Raw genomic sequence first — 18516 nt, 5'->3', positions numbered from 1 at the left:
TTTACAGGCCGCAAACCGGATGGCGCAAGCAACAGGAGAGGTCACCATGAACAACGACATCATCGCTGGCAAATGGAAGCAACTGACGGGCAAGGCCAAGGCCGCCTGGGGCGAGCTCACCGACGACGAACTGACCCGCACCGAAGGCAACGCCGAACGTCTGGCGGGCCTGATCCAGGAGCGTTATGGCAAGACCAAGGAGCAGGCTGAAAAGGAAGTCCGCGACTTCTTCGACCGCAATCCTTGATCCGACCAACCACCAGGAGAAGCTGACATGTTGCACTACGCCGTAGTTTTCTTCGTCATCGCCATCATCGCGGCTGTCCTGGGCTTCGGCGGCATCGCCGCCGGCGCTGCCGGTATCGCCAAGATCCTGTTCTTCGTCTTCCTGGTACTGGCGCTGCTGTCCATCCTCGGCGGCGCTTTCCGCAAGAAATAGAACTCGCACCCAAGACACTACGCAGTTCCCGCGCCCCGACGCGCTGAACCACTAACAAGGAGCATGACTATGGAATTCCGCAAGCTGATCGCCGCCGCTGCACTGGGCACGGGCGCCGTCTTCACTTCCATGGCTTTTGCCGCCGACGACGGCAAGCCGAAGCAGTCCGTGGGTGAATACGCGTCCGACGCCACCGTGACCACCAAGGTCAAGGCCGCCATCGTGGCCGACAAGCAGCTGAGCGCGCTGGACATCGCCGTGGAGACCAACGGGGGCGTCACCAAGCTGACGGGTACCGTCGGCACCGCAGCCGAAGCCGATCATGCCGCCACCGTGGCGCGCGGCGTCGAAGGCGTCAAGCAGGTGATGAACAACATCAAGGTCGACCCGGCCAAGAACAAGAAGTAAGCTCGGCAGGGCCGTTCCGGCCCGGTCTTGAAAACAAGGCGGCGCCTGTGTCCAACACAGGCGCCGCCTTGTTTTTGCGCCGCGTCCCGCGCGGCGGTCCAGATCAGATGTCCACCACGCCCCGGCCTATCTGCAGCGCGCGTCCGCCCACTTGGATCCGGCCATTGGCCTGGACGTCCAGCAACAGCCGGCAGGGCCTGCCCATCTGGTCGCCCTGCTCCACCAGGATGCTGGCGGGCAAGGAACGCTTTTGATGCAGCAGCCAGCCGCCCAGATTGGCGCAGGCCGAACCCGTGCCGGCATCTTCGTTCACACCGCCGCCCGCCTTGGCGTAGAAATAGCGCGCCACCACCACCTGCCGGCCATCCTGCTGGCGGCTGTCGTCGAAAGCGAAGGCATACATGACCTTGCGGCCCAGGCTGTTGGCCTGCCAACGGTCCAGCCGCGAGGCGTCGGGCGCAACGCGGCGCACCGCAGCCACGCTGGCCAACGGCACCAGCAGTTGATCGGCGCCGGTGTCCAGCCAGATCGGATCGCCCAGCAGATCGCGCGCATCCAGTCCCAGCAGGCTGGCGATTTCGCCTCGATCCAGCGCGGGCGCGGCGGTGCGCACGCCATCCGGACACGGCGCGGTAAAGGTCCAGGCATCGCCGCGCGCCGTCACCGGCACCACGCCGGCGGCGAACTCCAGCGTCAACGCATCGCCGGTCTGCCGCAAGTCACGCACGACCTGAGAAGTACCTATGGTGGGATGGCCCGCGAACTTCATCTCGAAGCCCGGCGTAAAGATCCGCACCCGCGCCGCCGCCTTGTCGGATGGCAGGATGAAGGTCGTTTCGGAGAGATTGAATTGCGCCGCCAGGTTCAGCATGGTGGCGTCGTCCATGCCGCGCGCGTCTTCGAACACGCAAAGCTGGTTGCCGCTGAAGGTGGAGGAAGCGAAGACGTTGAGCAGGCGGAAAGCGTAGGTGGCCATGGCGGTAGCGATAGTTGAAAACGTTGCGCCGGCTTGGGCCGGCGCGTTCCCCACTTTATCGCAAGCCTCGGACCCGGGCTACCAGACCGCGAAGAACAATACCCAGGCCAGGCAGAACGGCGCCAGGCCGGCCGCCAGCACCAGCCAGGCCAGCCCCTTGCGCCAGCCGCTCGCCACGCGCGGCTTGAGCAGGCGCGCAAACAGGCGCAGCGTCCACAGCACCGCCAGGCTCAGCAGCGTGAAGCGCACGGGCGCGGCCCAGGCGGCCTGCATCCCTTCGTGCTTGAGCAGGTTGACCGTGGTGGCCGACAGGCCCAGGAACACGCCGATGCCGGCCGAAGGAATCAGGGCCTGCGCCAGCTTGTGCAGGCCAGGACGGCCCCAGCGCGTCGCGGGTTCGCCTGCCACGGGCGCGGCCGGCGCCAGGCGATCGGCGATCCACAACGACAGGAAACTCGCTCCACCTACGCAAATCGTGGCGCCGACGACGAACATCAGGATGCCCGCGCCGTCCAGCCACGAGAAGCTGTCGTTCACTTCCGGGTAATGCGTCAGGATGAACCAGGGCGCGTTGTCCAGCAGCGGCCACATGATGTCGTGCTCGACCAGCCAGGTCGCGGCCCACTGCTTGGCGGTCACGTACCAGGGGCTGGCGCTCCAGAGGAAGGCGCCGATCGCGATGCCCATCAGGCCGAAGCACAGCAGCGCGGTCTGCCACGGGTCGCCATGAGTGACATGCACGATCTCTTCTTCGGGCGAACGCGGCGTCAGCTCAATCGCGCCGCGATAGCCGCTGCAGCGTCCGCAGACATGGCAGTCGCCCGCGCCCTTCATGTGGCGCAGCGGCACCAGCGGCGCACAGTTAATGGGCTCGATGCGGATGACCGGATGGCGCCACTTCTCTTCGTCGACCTTGAAGTGCCAGGGCGCCAGCTTGGCCAGCAGATTGAAGACGCCGTTGACCGGGCACAGGTACTTGCACCACACGCGCTTGCTGCGGCCGTAACGCCAGCCGACGATCATGGCCGCCACCGTGGACCCGCCCAGCACCGCCAGCACCGCCAGCGGATACTGGTACACGCTGACCAGCTGGCCGTAAACGGTGGTCAGCGCAAACGCGACGAAAGGCCAGCCGCCCCAGCGCATCCATTTCGGGATCGCGTGGCCTTGGCCGCGCTCGCTGGCCCATTCCGTCAGCATGCCTTCGGGACAGAGCCAGCCGCACCAGGCCCGGCCCAGGATGGGCATGGAAATCAGCACGAACGGCCACCACACGCCCCAGAACGCGAACTGCGCCACGATGGTCAAGTTGTTGAACACCGAGGCCGCATTGTCCGGCAAGGGCAGGATCGCGGGCACGATCAAAAGGAACGCGTACATCGCAACAATGCCCCACTGCAACTTGCGCAACAGCGGGGCATGGTCACGGAGAAAGTCGGCGATACGGGAGGTTGCCCTCCCGAGTGCAGCTGCCATGGTCAAACCTTCAAGTATTCAGTCCGGCGATAGTCGGGTTCAGGACGCGCTGCGGACCGCGGCGGCAGCCTTCGCAGGCTTGCCTCCCACCCAGCGCAGCAGCGCCCACACAATGATCCAATAAGCCACCCACAACAGTACCGAGGTCAGGGCGGGCAAGGCACGGTAGCCGGCGAAGTCGGCCAGGACCTTGCCCACGCCGGTGCTGTCGCTCAGGAGCCAGGAGCTGTCCCAGACCGGATCCACGATGGTCGGAAGGACGTCCAGCGAAATCAGATGATCCAGGCCGCCCACCAGCAGCGAGCCGGCCAGCAGCAGCAACAGGATTTCGGTCACGCGGAAGAAGCGGCGCCAGGTGATGAGCTTGCCGCCCAATTGCAGCAGCCAGAACGTCAGCAGCGCCACCACGAAGCCAGCCGCGCCGGCCAGCGCCAGCATCAGCATGTCGCTGCCGCCCTCGCTCGCCGACACGGTGCCGTACAGGAACACGACGGTCTCGCTGCCTTCACGCGCCACCGCGATCGCCACCAGCACGAACAAGCCCCACCAGTTGTCGCTGGCGACCGAAGCCCGTGCGCCGCCTTCGAGTTCGCCCTTGAGCGTGCGGCCATGCTTCTTCATCCAGACGACCATTTGCACCACCAAGGCGCAAGCGGCCAGCGACATGATGGCCTGGAACCATTCCTGGCCTTCGTCGCTGAGCCAGTTGGACACGCCCAGCAGCACCAGCGCCAGCGCCACGGCCAGTGCCAGGCCTGCGGCGACGCCGCCCCACAGGTAGTTCAGGCCGCGCTTGCCCTCGGGCGTGGAGCGCAGCCAGGTGTAGAGTATGCCCACCACCAGCATGGCTTCGACGCTTTCACGCCAGACGATAAAGAGGACCTGTTCCATATATTGCTACCGCTTATTCCTTGGGTTTGACGACCAAGGTGCCTTTCACGCTCTGGTGAAAGTCATCAAAAAATGGATACTCGCCGGGACGGGAAATCGTGATCACGACAAAGGACTTCACGCCCGGCCCCAGGACTTTTTCCTTGCGCAGCGGAATGCTTTCGAATTCCACCGGCTCGTTGCTCTCGTTGATGAGCTCGATCTTGAAGCGACCCGCCGGCACTTCCAGCGTGGCGGGTTCGAACGTGCCGTTCGGCTTGAAGGTCAGCGTGAACGTGGGCAGTTCATCCGCCTGCGCGGTCGCCGCGCCGGCCAGACCTGCCAAGCCGATCAAGATTGCCGCGGCGACGCGAAGCAGGCTGCGCACGATCAGTAACCGCCCTTCTTGCCGGTGCCGGCGTAAACGAATTCATATTCCAGATCGAAAGGCTCGAACCATGGGCCCACGCCGGTTTCCTTGTCGATGTGGCGGCCGAAGTGACTCATCTTGTCCGCGGTCGGCGGCAGGATGGAGTACTTCAGCTTGTACTTGCCCGGACCTTCCAGCTTGACGTTCTCGCCGTAGTGCGGACCGTCGTTGGCGACCATGGGCATGAAGGTGCCCTTCTGCACGTTCTGGCTGCCGACCTTCTGGATTTCGTACTTCACGACCAGGTAAGGCACCCACTCGCCTTCAGGGAAGCCCGTCTTGTTGCCGGCAGTGGCGTGGATGTCGGCCTCGAGGTGCACATCCGAATCCTTGGCCGGGCGCATCATGCCCGGGGGGTCCATTTCGATCGGCTGCAGGTACACCGCGCCGATTTCCATGCCGCCCTTTTCCACCGGTTTGCCGATGGGGTATTCGGCCGCGTTCGCGGCGGAAACGCTCAGGGCGACGATGGCCAGGGCCAAGGCTTTCTTGATCATGTGCATAATCCTTGAGACACGAATGAGACGACGGCTCCTAAAATACAAACAAGAACCGTTTTCATTAATGTAACCAAATCAACTGACAGAACCCTGAACCTGGAGCCAGGAAAATCTGCGGATCATTGCGTTTGATCAAGCGCTGAAAGCGCTACGGACCGCCCCTACAGAGCCCGAGAAAAAAGCCTGAACGCGTCGATGAAAAAACACCCCAAGAACCGGAACGCCATCCGGCTTTTGGGGTGCTGATCGATGAGGCCGCGCCAGGCGCGGCCCCGCCGTTACTTGCGGCCGGGACCTTGCGGACCGCCGGGCGTGAACGGGAAGGTCGAGAACATGGCGCGGGTCTGGTCCTGCATCTGGTCCTGCATCTGCACGAACAGATTCTTGCTCTGGTCGATGTAGTTGTTCATCATGTTCTGCAGCATGGGCGTCTGCACGTTCATGAACTGGGTCCAGGCCTCGGGGCCGAACTGGCTGCCGTACAGGCCCTTGGACTGTTCCGCCATGCGCTGCTGGATTTCCATGAAGGCCTGGATGTTCTTTTCCAGGTAGGACCCCATGATGCCCTGCATGGCATGGCCGTAGAAACGGATGATCTGCGACAGCATGTTCGACGAGAACATGGGCATGCCGCCGCTTTCCTCTTCGAGGATGATCTGCAGCAGGATGCTGCGCGTCAGGTCTTCGCTGCTCTTGGCATCGACGACCTGGAATTCCTCATTGGCCAGGACCAGTTGCTTGACATCTGCCAGGGTGATGTACGTGCTGGTCCGGGTGTCGTACAGGCGACGGTTGGGGTACTTTTTAATCAGGCGCAGGCTGGCGCCGGTTTGTGCTTGCGTCATGGTTGTCCCCGGATCGGGCGATCTCTAAGGCTTCGGATAGGGTTAGTGTAATCCGGAGGGCCCTCTCCCCGAGGCCCTCCGGCGCCGACGGGCCGCCCGCTGGCGGCCCGCGATGGGTCAGCCCATGTGCAGGCCGCCGTTGAGCGAGAAGTCCGCGCCGGTCGAAAAACCGGACTCGTCCGAGGCCAGCCACGCTGTCATCGACGCGATTTCCTCCGGCGTGCCGAGGCGACGCACGGGAATGGTGGCGACGATCTTTTCCAGCACGTCGGGACGGATGGCTCGGACCATGTCGGTGCCGATATAGCCGGGCGAAATCGTATTGACCGTGACGCCCTTGCTGGCCACTTCCTGGGCCAGCGCCATGGTGAAGCCATGGATGCCGGCCTTGGCCGTGGAATAGTTGGTCTGGCCGAATTGTCCCTTCTGCCCGTTGACCGAGCTGATGTTGATGATGCGGCCCCACTGACGCTCGACCATGCCTTCGATGACCTGCTTGGTCACATTGAACAGGCTGTTCAGGTTGGTGTCGATGACCGCGCGCCAATCGTCGGCGCTCATCTTGCGGAACAAGCCGTCGCGGGTGATGCCCGCGTTGTTGACCAGCACGTCGACCGGGCCCAGTTCCTTCGTGACCCGTTCGAAGGCCTCTACCGTGGAGTCCCAATCGGACACGTTGCCCACGGACGCGTAGAACGTATAGCCCTGCGCTGCCTGCTCATCCAGCCATTGCTGGTAGTTGCGGCTGGGGCCGCAACCTGCCACCACGCGAAAGCCATCCTTGGCCAAGCGCTGGCAAATAGAGGTGCCGATACCGCCCATCCCGCCTGTAACGTAAGCCAGTTTTCCGCTCATTGGACTTCCTCCTGTGTGCGACGGACGCCTCGTTGATTAACCTTCTTCTTGTCTGGGCCTAACCGCTGGTCGCGGCTTCAGGCTGCCCGGACTTTCACATACCTGCCAGGCGCCGGCTCTATCGGCCGGTGCTTGGCATTGCCCAATTTTTCACGCGCCTTGACCTGCTTGCCCGAATGGCCCGACAGCCAGCCGGCCCAATCGGGCCACCAGCTGCCCGGCGTCTCGACGGCCTGCGCGAACCAGGTGTTCGGGTCGCCAGGCAGATGATGGCCCGACTGCTCGAGCTTGTCAGCCGCCCAATAGCTGCGGCGCTTCTTGGCCGGCGGATTCACCACGCCGGCGATGTGGCCGGATGCCCCCAACACGAAACGCTGCGGTCCGCGCAGCACCTGGGTCGACGCATACGCCGAGACCCAGGGCACGATATGGTCCTCGCGTGACCCGAAGATGTACGCCGGCATTTCGAGCCGCGTCAGGTCCAGCGGCAGGCCCGCGGCATGCGCGCGGCCCGGCACCTTGAGGTTGTTCTCCAGGTAGGTATTGCGGAAGTACCAGGAGAAGAACGGTCCGGGCAGATTGGTGCTGTCGCCATTCCAGAACAGCAGGTCGAACGCGGGCGGCTTCTGGCCTTTCAGATAGTTGCCGACCACATAATTCCAGACCAGTTCGTTGGGCCGCAGGAACGAGAACGTGGTGGCGAGGTCGCGCCCGGGCATCAGCCCGCCCTGTCCCAGCTGGTGGTCGCGCAGCAGCGCGTGGGCCTCGTCGACGAAAACGTTGAGGATGCCGGTATCGTGGAAATCGAGCAGCGAGGTCAGCAGCGTCAGCGACGCCACGGGATGCTCGCCGCGCGCCTCGGCCAGGGCCAGCGCGGAGGCCAGCATGGTGCCGCCCACGCAGAAGCCCAGCGCGTTGACTTGCGGCTGCTTGGTGATGTCGCTGGCCACGCGCAGCGCCTGCAGCACCGCATCGTCCAGATAATCAGACCAAGTCGCGCGGTCCACGCCATCGGTGTCACTGGACACCGGATTGCGCCACGAAATCAGGAACACCGTATAACCCTGGTCCACCGCATGCCGCACAAAGGAGTTCTCGGGCTGCAGGTCCAGGATGTAGAACTTGTTGATGTTCGGCGGCACGATGACCAGCGGCCGTTCGTGCACGGTGGCGGTCGACGGCGCGTACTGGATAAGCTGGAACAGCCGGTTCTCGAACACCACTTCGCCGGGCGTCACGGCGACATTGCGGCCGATCTCGAACTGCGATTCGTCGGTCTGCGTGATGCGGCCTTTCTTGACGTCGCCCAGCAGATTGGCCAGCCCTTCGTTGAGCGCGCGTCCGGCGCTTTCGACGATGGATTGCTGGGCATCCGGGTTCAGCGCCAGGAAGTTCGACGGCGACAGCGCGTCGACCCATTGCATGATGGAAAAGCGCAGGCGGTCGCGCATGGGCTCGCTCACCTGGGCCGCATCGACCATGCGCGACATGGCGCGCGCCGACAGCAGATAGGTATGCGCCAGCAACAGGTGCGAATGATGGGAGGCCCAGGCGTCGCCCGAAAAACGGCGGTCTGGCGGCGGCGCAAGCGCGCCACGGCGGGCGTCATCGCAAAGGCGCTGCCACTCGCGGGAAAATTCGGCCTGAATATCGGCCATGACATCCGGTGCCACGCTCACCGGAATGGGCCCTGCGGAGAGATTGGCATTCACTTCGACACCTTGTTATCGAAACTACGCGATTGATGTTGCATTCCGGGTCCGGGACTGTCAATGCGGGTATACAAGGAGGCCTGACAGGGTATGCCGCAAGGCCCGCCGCGGGCCTTGAGCCAGATCAAGCCGGGTCGAGCCAGGCCAGCAAAGCCATGCGTCCGGTTTCGCCGTCGCGGCGGTACGAGAAGAACCGCTCGGACTCGGCCACCGTGCACATCCCGCTCAAGGACACCTCTTGTACCCCGGCGCGACGCAGGCGGAAATCAGCCAATCCGGCGAGGTCGGCCAGCCATTTCCCGGAGATTCCGGGCCGCGGCGTGAAGTAGCGCAGGGTTGCCGGATCGTCCTTGGCGAACGCGTCCAGCACGTCCTGGCCGACCTCGAACGCCTGCGGGCCGATACCCGGCCCGACCCAGGCGCGCCAGCCGGAAGCCTGCGGCGCCTTGGCGCGCATGGCTGCCAGCGTGTTCTCCAGCACGCCGCCCGACAGGCCGCGCCAGCCGGCATGCGCCGCGCCCAGCACCGTGCCTTGCGCATCGGCGATGACCACGGGCAGGCAATCGGCCACCATCACGGCCAGGACTCGGCCAGGCCGCGCCGTGACGCTGGCATCGACCGCCGGCTCGTCCGGTAGGTCCGCCTGATCAGCGTCCACCACTTCGCTGCCATGGACCTGGCGCAGCCACAGGGGTTCGGCCGGCAGTGCAGCACGCACGCGGCGCCGGTTCTCAGTCACCGTGTCCGGATCGTCCCCGGCGCGGCGGCCCAGATTCAAGGTGTCGTGCGGCGCAACGCCCACGCCGCCTGCCCGGGTCGTGCAGAAGTAGTTCACGCCCGGCCATTGCGGGCCGGTCACCACCGGCAAGCCTGCCACTACGCGTTCCATGCAATCTCTTCCTGGACCAAGCTCATGTCGGGAGGCACGGCCGCGGCGAACTCGACTTCGCCGCGGCCGCCCGGATCTTCGAAATGCAGCGCGCGCGCATGCAGCATCTGCCGCTGCGCGCCCGCAATGTTCTTGCCGCCGTAGATCGTATCGGCCAGCAGCGGATGCCCCAGGCTGGCCATGTGCACGCGGATCTGATGGGTGCGGCCCGTTTCCAGGCGGCACACCACTTCGGTGACGCGGCCTCCGGGATCCGCCTCGCCGCGGCGGGCGGGCATGTAATGGGTGATGGCGGGCTTGGGCGCCACCGGGCGCTCCACGCTCATGCGGACCGGCACGCGCGAATCGCGGCCGATGGGACGGTCTACCTTGCCCCCCGCGGCCAGCCAGCCATGGGCCAGCGCCACGTACTCCCGGCCCATGCTGCGCGCCTGCAATTGGCGCACCAGATGCGTCTGGGCGGTTTCGTTGCGTGCCACGACCATCAGGCCGGAGGTGTCCTTGTCCAGGCGGTGCACGATGCCGGCGCGCGCCACCTGCGTCAGTTCGGGATAGCGGTACAGCAGGCCGTTGAGCAGCGTGCCGCTCCAGTTGCCGGCGCCGGGATGCGTCACCAGGCCCGCGGGCTTGTTCACCACGATCCAGTCGGGGCTTTCGGCCACGACCGCGAAATCCACGGGTTCGGGCGCAAAAGCCAGGGTTTCGGGTGCGGGCTGGGGCCAGACGGTGAGTTCGTCGTCGGGGCCGACCGTCTGGCGGACCTTGCCGGGCTTGCCGTTGACGTGGACGTTGCCGGCCTCGATCCAGCCCTGCAGCCGGCCGCGGGAATGTTCGGGCATCAGCCCCGCCAGCACCTTGTCCAGCCGGTCGGCGCGCGTGCCGGAAGGCACTGTTACAAATTGCGGCTCTCCCCGGGGATTTTCTTCGGAAATACCCAGGAGTTCGTCGTCGGAATTGAGATCCGCGCCGGAGGCTGTATCAGACATGGAGACAAATCATATAATCAGCCTTGCATGCTAACACCAAGGATACGATTCTCGTGATTCACCACTCCGCAGCTCCCTCGAATCCCGCCTCCCGAAGCGGGCCGGTCTTGCGCGTGGTTATCGCGCTGCTCGCCGTGATGGTCATTGCCGGTTGCGGCTCGACCAACAGCAAGTATGACAAGACCACCAACTGGAGCGCCGAACAGCTCTACGCGGACGCCAAGGCGGAAATGGCCTCGGGCGGCTGGAAAGAAGCGCGCGAACGCCTGACCGCGATCGAAAGCCGCTACCCCTTCGGCGTCTACGCGCAGCAAGCCCTGCTCGAGCTTGCCTACGTCAACTGGAAGGACGGCGAAAACGAACAGGCCCTGGCCGCCATCGACCGCTTCCAGCAGCTCTACCCCAACCATCCTGGCACCGATTACGCCCTCTACCTGAAGGGCCTGATCAACTTCACCCCGGCCAGCGCCTTCATGAGCAACATCACCGGCCAGGATCCCGCCGAGCGCGATCCCAAGGGCCTGCGCGCGTCCTACGACGCGTTCAACGAGCTGATCAAGCGCTACCCCGACAGCAAGTACACGGTGGATGCCGAGAAGCGCGTCGCCTGGCTGGTCAACACCATCGCCATGAACGAAGTGCACGTCGCCCGCTACTACTACGAGCGCGGCGCCTACGTGGCCGCGGCCAACCGCGCGCAGACCGTCATCACCGACTTCGAAGGCGCCCCCGCCACCGAGGAAGCGCTCTATCTGATGGTCGAGTCCTACGACAAGCTCGGCCTGACCGAGCTGAAGAACGACTCGCAGCGCGTGTACGACAAGAACTTCCCCAACAGCGAATTCAAGACCAAGGGCCTGAAGGCCGACCGGAGCTGGTGGAACCCGTTCAACTGACGCGCCGTTTCTCCAGCCTGGACCAAGCCCCTGCCATGCAGGGGCTTTTTCATGCCGGCACGGCGCGGCGCAGGGCTTGCGGCGGCTGCCCGTAGATGCGGATGAAGGCGCGGCGCATGCGTTCCGTATCGCCGAAGCCCACCCGGCGCGCGATGGCATCCATGCCGGCCTCGCCCTCCTCGACCAGTTCGCGGGCGGCCTCGGCGCGCACGCGCTCCACGGCCTTGGCCGGGGTCTGCCCGGTTTCCAGCTTGAACTGGCGGCAGAACTGGCGCGGGCTCAGGCAGGCCACGCCGGCCAGGCGCTCGATGTCCAGGACTTCGTCCAGGTGCTGGCCCACATGGGCCAGCACCTCGCGCATGCGTCCGCTGGCCGGCGCCAGATCCTGCAGCGCCGAGAACTGCGACTGCCCGCCCGTGCGCCGGTGATAGACCACCATCTCCCGAGCGGTGGCGCGGGCGACCGCCTCGCCGTGGTCCGCCTGCACCATGGCCAGCGCCAGGTCGATGCCGGCGGTGATGCCCGCCGAGGTCCAGACCGCGCGGTCCTCGACATAGATGCGGTCCGCCTCCACCGCCAGGGCGGGATGGCGCTGCTGCAGTTCGGCGGCGTGGCGCCAGTGGGTGGTCACGCGCCGCCCCTGCAGGATGCCGGCCTGCGCCAGCACGAAAGCGCCGGTGCAGACGCTGGCCACGCGCCGCCCGCGCGCATGCGCGGCGCGCAGATAAGCCAGCATGGCGGGGGCCGCCCGAGGTTCGCGCGCGCCCTGCCCGCCAGGCACCAGCACGGTGTCGGCGCGCAGGCCGCGCCAGGACCGCGTCTGCACGGCCACGCCGGCCGAGCAGCGGACCAGGCCACCCTCGGCCGACGCCACCGCCACCTCGTAGGCGCCCGGCACCAGTTCGGCGGCGATCTGGAAGACCGACAGCGGCCCGGCCATGTCGAGCAGCTGGAAGTTGGGCACGGGCAGGATGCAGACGCGATGAGTCACGGCCAGAAAAGAGGGAAAATAGTCATTCTTGCCAAAGTGTCCGCCGCTAGAGTGGGGGCTGTCAATCCTCCGGACTCCCACAGCCATGACCTCCTCCTCGCGCGGCCTGCGCAATGCCCGCATCCTCGCCGTCTGCCAGGGCCTGTACATCGCGGCGATCTCCATCGACCTGACCCTGACGGCGCTGACCGGCCAGATGCTGGCGCCGCATCCGGCGCTGGCGACGCTGCCCTTCGCGCTGATCACGGTGGCGGGCGCCGCGGTCACCTGGTATGCATCGCTGCTCATGCAGCGCATCGGCCGCCGCGCGGGCTTCATGCTGGGATCGCTGGCGGGCGCGGCCGGCGGGCTGATTTCCGTGGGCGCGGTCTTCGCCAGCGATTTCTGGTTCTTCTGCCTGGGCACGGCGCTGGTCGGCGTGTTCCAGGCCTTTGCGCAGTACTACCGGCTGGCCGCCGCCGACGCGGTGCCCGCCGAGGCCAAGAGCCGCGCCATTTCCGTGGTCCTGACGGGCGGCGTCATCGCCGCCATCGCGGGGCCGGCGCTGGCGGCCTGGGCCAAGGACATTTTCCCCGCCGCGATCTTTTCCGGCGCCTATCTGATGGTGGCCCTGCTGGGAGCGGCCAGCGCCTTGCTGCTCATCGCCTACCGCGACCAGGAGGGCGATGGCGGCCAGCCCGCCGACACGCAGGCCGCGGGCCTGCCGGCCCGTCCTTTGGGCGAGGTCATGCGGCAGCCGATTTTCGTGGCGGCCCTGGCCAACAACGTCGTGGGTTCGGTGTCGATGATGTTCGTCATGACGGCGGCGCCGCTGGCCGCGGTGGCCTGCCAGCACAGCATCGCCGACGGCGCCAGCATCATGCAGTGGCACCTGATCGGCATGTATGCGCCGGCCTTCTTCGCCGGCGCGCTGATCAACCGGTTGGGCTTGCCCCGCGTGCTCGGCATGGGCATGGCGCTGAACGCCGCCTGCTCGCTGATCGCAATGCAGTCGACGTCGCTCACGGCCTTCCACGCGGCATTGTTCTGCCTGGGCGTGGGCTGGAACTTCATGTTCGTCGGCGGCACCACGCTGCTGGCGCAGTCCTACCGCCCCGCCGAACGGGCGCGCGTACAGGGGGCCGCCGAGATGCTGCGCTATGCCACCACCGCCCTGGCCACGCTGGCCGCGGGTCCGGCGCTCGCGCGCATGGGCTGGGAAACGTTGAATGCCGCCATGCTGCCCATCGTGGGCCTGGCCGCGGTCATGACCGGTTGGTGGGCGATGTCGCGGCGGACGGAACGGGTCGCGGCCTGACGCGGCTGGCAGGGGTGCCCGCTGGCGCGGGCGGTCCCCAGGGCCGGCTCATTGTGCCGTGAACGGCCGCTAGTCCCGCGGTTCCTGCTTGCGCCGGTAAAACGCCAGCACCTCTTCCAGCTCGCGCGTCCGCGCGAACGGCGGCAGCCCGCGCCACAGGCGCTTGCCATAAGGCTTTTCGACCAGCCGCGCGTCGCCCACCATGAGCACGCCCCAATCCGATTCCGTGCGGATCAGGCGGCCGGCGCCCTGCTTGAGCGAAATCGCGGCTTCGGGCAACTGGTACTCCGCAAAGGGATTGCCGCCATGCGCGCGGCACGCGCGCAGCCGCGCCTCGATGACCGGATCGTCGGGCGGCGCAAACGGCAGCTTGTCGATCGCCACCAGCGTCAGCACGTCGCCGGGCAGGTCTATGCCTTCCCAGAAACTGGCGCTGCCCACCAGCACGGGATGCTCCAGCTTGCAGAAGCGGTCCAGCAGGTCGCGCCGCGTGCCCTCGCCCTGCTTGAGCAAGGGCCATTCGTGGCCGGCATCATCAAAGGCGTCGGCCAGCAGGTTGGCGACCTTGTCCACGGCGCGCAGCGTCGTGCACAGCACCAGCGTGCCGCCTGGGCTGGCTTCCAGCAAGGGCAGCAGCGTCTGCACGAAACGATCGAGGAACTGCGGCGATTGCGGTTCGGGCATGCCGCGCGGCACGAACAGCAGGGCCTGTTCGGGGTAGTCGAAGGGCGATTCCCATTTGCCCGTGCGCGCCTTCTCCAGCCCCAGCTGGCTGGTGAAGTGGGTGAACTCGCCGTTCACGGACAAGGTGGCCGAGGTCATGATCCAGGCCTGGCCCGGCTTGCGGTACTTGGAAAAAGCCTGGGCCACCGACAGCGGCGCCGAATGCAGGCGCACGTGATGCTGCCCGTGCTCGACCCAGCGTACCGCCGGGCCGGTCCATTGGGCCGCCGCCGCTGCGCCCTCCAGGAGGGCGGCGGGCGTGGACAGCCCGTCGCCCAGCGCGGATTGCACCGCAGGCTCGGGCGCCTGGTCGTCGCGGCCCCAGCCTTCCTCGGAATAGTCCGCGCCCGCCCGTCCCGGCGTGGCCCAGCGCTTCAGGCGCACCGAGATCTCGGCGCCGCTGCGCGCGGCGGCCATCAGGTCCGGGTGCTTTTCGGCCACCGCGCCCAGCGCCTTCGCCGCGCCGTCCACGGCTTCGCGCAGCGCCATCAGCGCCTCGTCGAATTCCTCGGGATTGGGGATGGCCTCGAAGGTGGCCTTGCGGCCGGGCATCCGGTCCAACGGCGCACAGACCAGGCGCAGCTCGCGCGCCGCCGTTTCCACATGGCGGCTGACGTCGCTCCATTTGGCGGCTTCGCGCGCATAGGCCAGGCCGGCTGCTTCCAGCGCGCGGCCGAAATCCAGCAGCTGGTGCGTGGACACGCTGCTGCCCAGGAAGCGGGTGGCGGTGTCCGGCAACTGGTGCGCTTCGTCGAAGATCACGGTGTCCGCTTCGGGCAGCAGATCGGTCACGCCTTCTTCGCGCAGCACCAGGTCGGCCATGAAGAGGGCGTGGTTGACGACCACCACATCGGCTTCTTGCGCCTGGCGGCGCGCCTTCACCACGAAGCAATCGCGGATGCGCGGACATTCCTGGCCCAGGCAGTTCTCGCGCGTGGAGGTCACGCGCTGCCAGATGTCGGCGTCTTCAGGCACCTGCGCCAGGTCGCTGCGGTCGCCGGTCTTGGTGATGCCAGCGAATACCTGGATCTGGCGCAGCTGCTGGATCTCGGTGCGCGACTTCAAGGCGCGCTCGTCGCCCTGCAGACGGTCCAGGTGGTAGTGGCAGACGTAGTTGCCGCGGCCCTTGAGCAGCGCGGCGGTCACCGGCGCGGCCAGCGCGGCGCGCACGCGCGGCAGGTCGCGGGCGAAAAGCTGGTCCTGCAGCGTGCGCGTGCCTGTGGAAATCAGCACCTTGCCGCCCTGGATGAAGGCGGGTACAAGATAGGCCCAGGTCTTGCCGATGCCGGTGCCCGCCTCGGCCACCAAGGTGGCGCGGTCCTGGATGGCCAGCCCTATGGCCTGCGAGAGTTCGATCTGCGACGGTCGCGGCTTGTAGCCGGGCAAGGCCGTGGCCAAGGGGCCCTCGGCGTCAAAGAATTCGGAGATATCCAGGTCCAGCATAGCGAGTCAACGGTGAACCGGTGCCGGTTGCGGTTCGGGCGCCAGACACATGTGTGGGAAAGGACCAAATGATACCCGCTGCCGGGCCGCGGATTGGCCGCCATGCCGCCGCAAGGGGGACATATCCGCCCATCCTGGCACGTTTTGTAACAGCGGCTTATGGCACAATCCGCCCCTTGTTTTTCCTTTTTGTCGTCGTATCGAGATGTCTGAAACTTCCGCTATCACGTACGTCGCCGCCGGCGTCGACAACGCCCGCATCGTCGCGCAGCTCGCCACCGAGCTGGGCACGCGCGCCTCCCAGATCGCTTCGGCGGTGGAACTGCTGGACGATGGCGCCACCGTGCCGTTCATTGCCCGCTATCGCAAGGAAGCCACCGGCGGCCTGGACGATACCGTGCTGCGCAACCTCGAAGTGCGCCTGGGCTATCTGCGCGAACTCGAAGAACGCCGCGGCTCCATTCTTGAATCCATCTCGCAGCAGGGCAAGCTCACGCAAGCGCTGCAGCAGGAAATCGCCACGGCCGACACCAAGCAGCGCCTGGAAGACTTGTACGCGCCGTACAAGCCCAAGCGCCGCACCCGCGCCCAGATCGCCCGCGAAGCGGGCCTGGAGCCGCTGGCCGACGGCATCCTGGCCGATCCCGCCTGCGACCCCGCCGCGCTGGCCGCGCAATACCTGAATCCCGAAGCGTCCATCAACGACGCCAAGGCGGCGCTGGACGGCGCGCGCGACATCCTGGCCGAGCGCTACGCGGAAAACGCGGACCTGCTGGCCGACATGCGTGAACACCTGTGGTCCACCGGACTGATCCATTCCAAGATGGTCGACGGCAAGGAGACCGAGGGCGCCAATTTCCGCGACTGGTTCGACTTCAACGAACCGCTGCGCACCCTGCCCTCGCACCGCATCCTGGCGCTGCTGCGCGGCCGCCAGCAAGGCGTGCTGGAACTGCGCCTGGGCCTGGAAGCCGAACTGGAAGCGCAGACGCCGCATCCCTGCGTGGCCCGCATCGCCGGCTTCCTCAAGCTGGGCAACGGCCTGTTCGCACTGGACGCCACGCCGCGCGCGCGCTGGCTGGGCGAAGTCTGCCGCTGGACCTGGCGCGTGAAGCTGCTGACTGCGTTCGAAAGCGAGCTGATCGGCCGCCTGCGCGAAAGCGGCGAAACCGAAGCCATCCGCGTGTTCGCCGCCAACCTGAAGGACCTGCTGCTGGCCGCGCCCGCCGGCCCCAAGGCCGTGCTGGGCCTGGACCCCGGCATCCGCACCGGCTGCAAGGTCGCGGTAATCGACCAGACCGGCAAGGTCGTGGACACCACCACGGTCTACCCGTTTGAGCCGCGCCGCGACCGCGAAGGCACCATCAACACGCTGGCCGCCCTGGTGGCCCGCCACAAGGTCGACCTGATCGCCATCGGCAACGGCACCGCTTCGCGCGAAAGCGAAAAGCTGGTGGGCGACATGATGGAACGCTTCCCGGACCTGAAGGTCACCCGCGTGGTGGTTTCCGAAGCCGGCGCCTCCGTCTATTCCGCCTCCGAAACCGCCGCGCTCGAATTCCCCGACCTGGACGTCACCCTGCGCGGCGCGGTGTCCATTGCCCGCCGCCTGCAGGATCCGCTGGCCGAACTGGTCAAGATCGATCCCAAGGCCATCGGCGTGGGCCAGTACCAGCACGACGTCAACCAGCGCGAGCTGGCGCGTTCGCTGGACGCCGTGGTCGAGGATTGCGTGAACGCCGTGGGCGTGGACGTGAATACCGCGTCGGCAGCCTTGCTGGCCCGCGTGTCCGGCCTGAATTCGCTGCTGGCCAAGAACATCGTCGCCTGGCGCGACGAGAACGGCGCCTTCCCGACCCGCGAAATCCTGCGCAAGGTGCCGCGCTTCGGCGACAAGGCCTTTGAACAAGCTGCGGGCTTCCTGCGCATCCCCAACGGCGACAACCCGTTGGACGCCTCGTCGGTCCACCCCGAAGCCTATCCGGTGGTCGAACGCATCGTCGCCAAGATCAAGGCCGAGGTGAAGCAGATCATCGGCCAGCGCGAAGCCCTCAAGGGCGTGTCGCCGTCGGACTTCACCGACGAGCGCTTCGGTCTGCCGACGGTGCGCGACATCTTCGCCGAACTGGAAAAGCCCGGCCGCGATCCGCGTCCGGAGTTCAAGACGGCGCAGTTCAAGGAAGGCGTCGAGACCCTCAACGACCTGTACCCCGGCATGGTGCTGGAAGGCGTGGTGACCAACGTGGCCAACTTCGGCGCGTTCGTGGACATCGGCGTGCACCAGGACGGCCTGGTCCACATCTCGGCCCTGGCCGAGAAGTTCGTGAAGGATCCGCGCGACGTCGTGCGCGTGGGCCAGACGGTCAGCGTGAAGGTGCTGGAAGTGGACGTGGCGCGCAAGCGCGTCGCGCTGACCATGCGCATGAACGACACCGCGGCTCCCGCTCGCCGCAGCGGCGACGCGCCCAAGGGCGCCGACCGCAACCGCCGCCCGCAAGGCGACGGCGGCCGCGGCGGTTCCGGGGCCGGCGCCGGCATGAACAGCGCCATGGCGGATGCGTTCGCCAAGCTCAAGCGCTGAGCGTAAGTCGCTCAACGAAAGACCGGCGCCTGGGGCGCCGGTTTTTTTTACCTAGGGCTTACCCGTAAAGCGACGGCTTACTTGTGTTCGCTCAAGCCGCAACTATCAAAAATGATAGAAAATATCTAATTGTGTCTAAATAATAAGACCCGGCGGCGCCAGGCCGCAAAGCGACACAAGCCCCCCGCGAGCAGGCGAG

The 18516-nt window shown here is 66.3% G+C and carries 18 protein-coding genes; 6 read left to right on the top strand and 12 right to left on the bottom strand.

Annotated elements, in window-relative coordinates:
* The first annotated feature begins 46 nt into the window (after positions 1 to 46).
* The 3 genes from BRO63_RS07665 (at position 47) to BRO63_RS07655 (ending at position 847) form a co-directional block, all read left to right on the top strand.
* Complete coding sequence (locus tag BRO63_RS07665) at positions 47 to 247, top strand: CsbD family protein (RefSeq protein ID WP_006389412.1); 201 nt, start codon at positions 47 to 49, stop codon at positions 245 to 247.
* A 27-nt stretch (positions 248 to 274) separates the two neighbouring features.
* Positions 275 to 439: a DUF1328 domain-containing protein gene (locus BRO63_RS07660; protein ID WP_006389411.1), complete on the top strand. Its 165-nt coding sequence runs from the start codon at positions 275 to 277 to the stop codon at positions 437 to 439.
* Positions 440 to 508: 69 nt separating this feature from the next.
* Positions 509 to 847 (top strand): BON domain-containing protein, encoded by a 339-nt coding sequence (locus BRO63_RS07655; RefSeq protein ID WP_088139141.1) that lies wholly within the window; start codon positions 509 to 511, stop codon positions 845 to 847.
* Positions 848 to 950: 103 nt separating this feature from the next.
* Here BRO63_RS07655 and BRO63_RS07650 read toward each other — a convergent pair whose 3' ends face one another.
* From BRO63_RS07650 to BRO63_RS07605, 10 genes are all read right to left on the bottom strand, one after another.
* Entirely contained in the window at positions 951 to 1823 is an 873-nt protein-coding gene (locus tag BRO63_RS07650; RefSeq protein ID WP_088139140.1) for a PhzF family phenazine biosynthesis protein, read from the bottom strand.
* Between the two features lie 78 nt (positions 1824 to 1901).
* On the bottom strand, positions 1902 to 3299 hold the full coding sequence (locus BRO63_RS07645; RefSeq protein WP_088139201.1) for a 4Fe-4S binding protein: 1398 nt from the start codon (positions 3297 to 3299) through the stop codon (positions 1902 to 1904).
* A 39-nt stretch (positions 3300 to 3338) separates the two neighbouring features.
* Complete coding sequence (locus BRO63_RS07640; protein ID WP_088139139.1) at positions 3339 to 4190, bottom strand: FTR1 family iron permease; 852 nt, start codon at positions 4188 to 4190, stop codon at positions 3339 to 3341.
* A 13-nt stretch (positions 4191 to 4203) separates the two neighbouring features.
* The gene (locus BRO63_RS07635) at positions 4204 to 4557 is read right to left on the bottom strand and encodes a cupredoxin domain-containing protein (RefSeq protein ID WP_088139138.1); all 354 of its coding nucleotides are present in this window, start codon (positions 4555 to 4557) and stop codon (positions 4204 to 4206) included.
* Between the two features lie 2 nt (positions 4558 to 4559).
* Positions 4560 to 5096, bottom strand: coding sequence for an iron transporter (locus BRO63_RS07630; RefSeq protein WP_088139137.1), 537 nt, complete (start codon positions 5094 to 5096; stop codon positions 4560 to 4562).
* Between the two features lie 281 nt (positions 5097 to 5377).
* The gene (gene phaR, locus BRO63_RS07625; protein ID WP_088139136.1) at positions 5378 to 5944 is read right to left on the bottom strand and encodes a polyhydroxyalkanoate synthesis repressor PhaR; all 567 of its coding nucleotides are present in this window, start codon (positions 5942 to 5944) and stop codon (positions 5378 to 5380) included.
* A 117-nt stretch (positions 5945 to 6061) separates the two neighbouring features.
* A complete protein-coding gene (gene phbB, locus BRO63_RS07620) occupies positions 6062 to 6799 on the bottom strand; it encodes an acetoacetyl-CoA reductase (protein ID WP_088139135.1) in 738 nt (245 codons plus the stop codon).
* Between the two features lie 77 nt (positions 6800 to 6876).
* Positions 6877 to 8511 (bottom strand): class I poly(R)-hydroxyalkanoic acid synthase, encoded by a 1635-nt coding sequence (phaC, locus tag BRO63_RS07615; RefSeq protein ID WP_088139134.1) that lies wholly within the window; start codon positions 8509 to 8511, stop codon positions 6877 to 6879.
* 124 nt (positions 8512 to 8635) lie between these two features.
* The gene (pgeF, locus tag BRO63_RS07610) at positions 8636 to 9400 is read right to left on the bottom strand and encodes a peptidoglycan editing factor PgeF (protein ID WP_088139133.1); all 765 of its coding nucleotides are present in this window, start codon (positions 9398 to 9400) and stop codon (positions 8636 to 8638) included.
* Complete coding sequence (locus BRO63_RS07605; RefSeq protein ID WP_088139132.1) at positions 9388 to 10386, bottom strand: RluA family pseudouridine synthase; 999 nt, start codon at positions 10384 to 10386, stop codon at positions 9388 to 9390. Before BRO63_RS07605 ends, pgeF begins: the two co-directional genes overlap by 13 nt.
* Positions 10387 to 10523: 137 nt before the next feature.
* Between BRO63_RS07605 and BRO63_RS07600 the strand changes: the two genes are divergently transcribed.
* On the top strand, positions 10524 to 11282 hold the full coding sequence (locus tag BRO63_RS07600) for an outer membrane protein assembly factor BamD (protein WP_256942918.1): 759 nt from the start codon (positions 10524 to 10526) through the stop codon (positions 11280 to 11282).
* Positions 11283 to 11331: 49 nt separating this feature from the next.
* On the opposite strand, the gene BRO63_RS07595 is transcribed toward BRO63_RS07600, so the two are convergent.
* Positions 11332 to 12438, bottom strand: a complete 1107-nt coding sequence (locus BRO63_RS07595; RefSeq protein ID WP_088139200.1) for a GlxA family transcriptional regulator — start codon at positions 12436 to 12438, stop codon at positions 11332 to 11334.
* Between BRO63_RS07595 and BRO63_RS07590 the strand changes: the two genes are divergently transcribed.
* Positions 12359 to 13570 carry an MFS transporter gene (locus BRO63_RS07590; protein WP_088139130.1) on the top strand — a complete coding sequence of 404 codons (1212 nt, stop codon included), beginning with the start codon at positions 12359 to 12361 and terminating at the stop codon, positions 13568 to 13570. The genes BRO63_RS07595 and BRO63_RS07590 overlap by 80 nt on opposite strands.
* Positions 13571 to 13639: 69 nt before the next feature.
* On the opposite strand, the gene BRO63_RS07585 is transcribed toward BRO63_RS07590, so the two are convergent.
* A complete protein-coding gene (locus tag BRO63_RS07585; protein WP_088139129.1) occupies positions 13640 to 15736 on the bottom strand; it encodes an ATP-dependent DNA helicase in 2097 nt (698 codons plus the stop codon).
* Between the two features lie 205 nt (positions 15737 to 15941).
* On the opposite strand from BRO63_RS07585, the gene tex reads away from it, so the two are divergent.
* A complete protein-coding gene (gene tex / locus BRO63_RS07580; protein ID WP_088139128.1) occupies positions 15942 to 18317 on the top strand; it encodes an RNA-binding transcriptional accessory protein Tex in 2376 nt (791 codons plus the stop codon).
* The last annotated feature ends 199 nt before the right edge of the window (positions 18318 to 18516 follow it).

This window comes from Achromobacter xylosoxidans, from assembly GCF_002192695.1.
Taxonomy (GTDB): domain Bacteria; phylum Pseudomonadota; class Gammaproteobacteria; order Burkholderiales; family Burkholderiaceae_B; genus Achromobacter; species Achromobacter xylosoxidans_C.
Note: the sequence above shows the minus strand (reverse complement) of the source record. Positions and strands in the feature narration are given on the sequence as shown.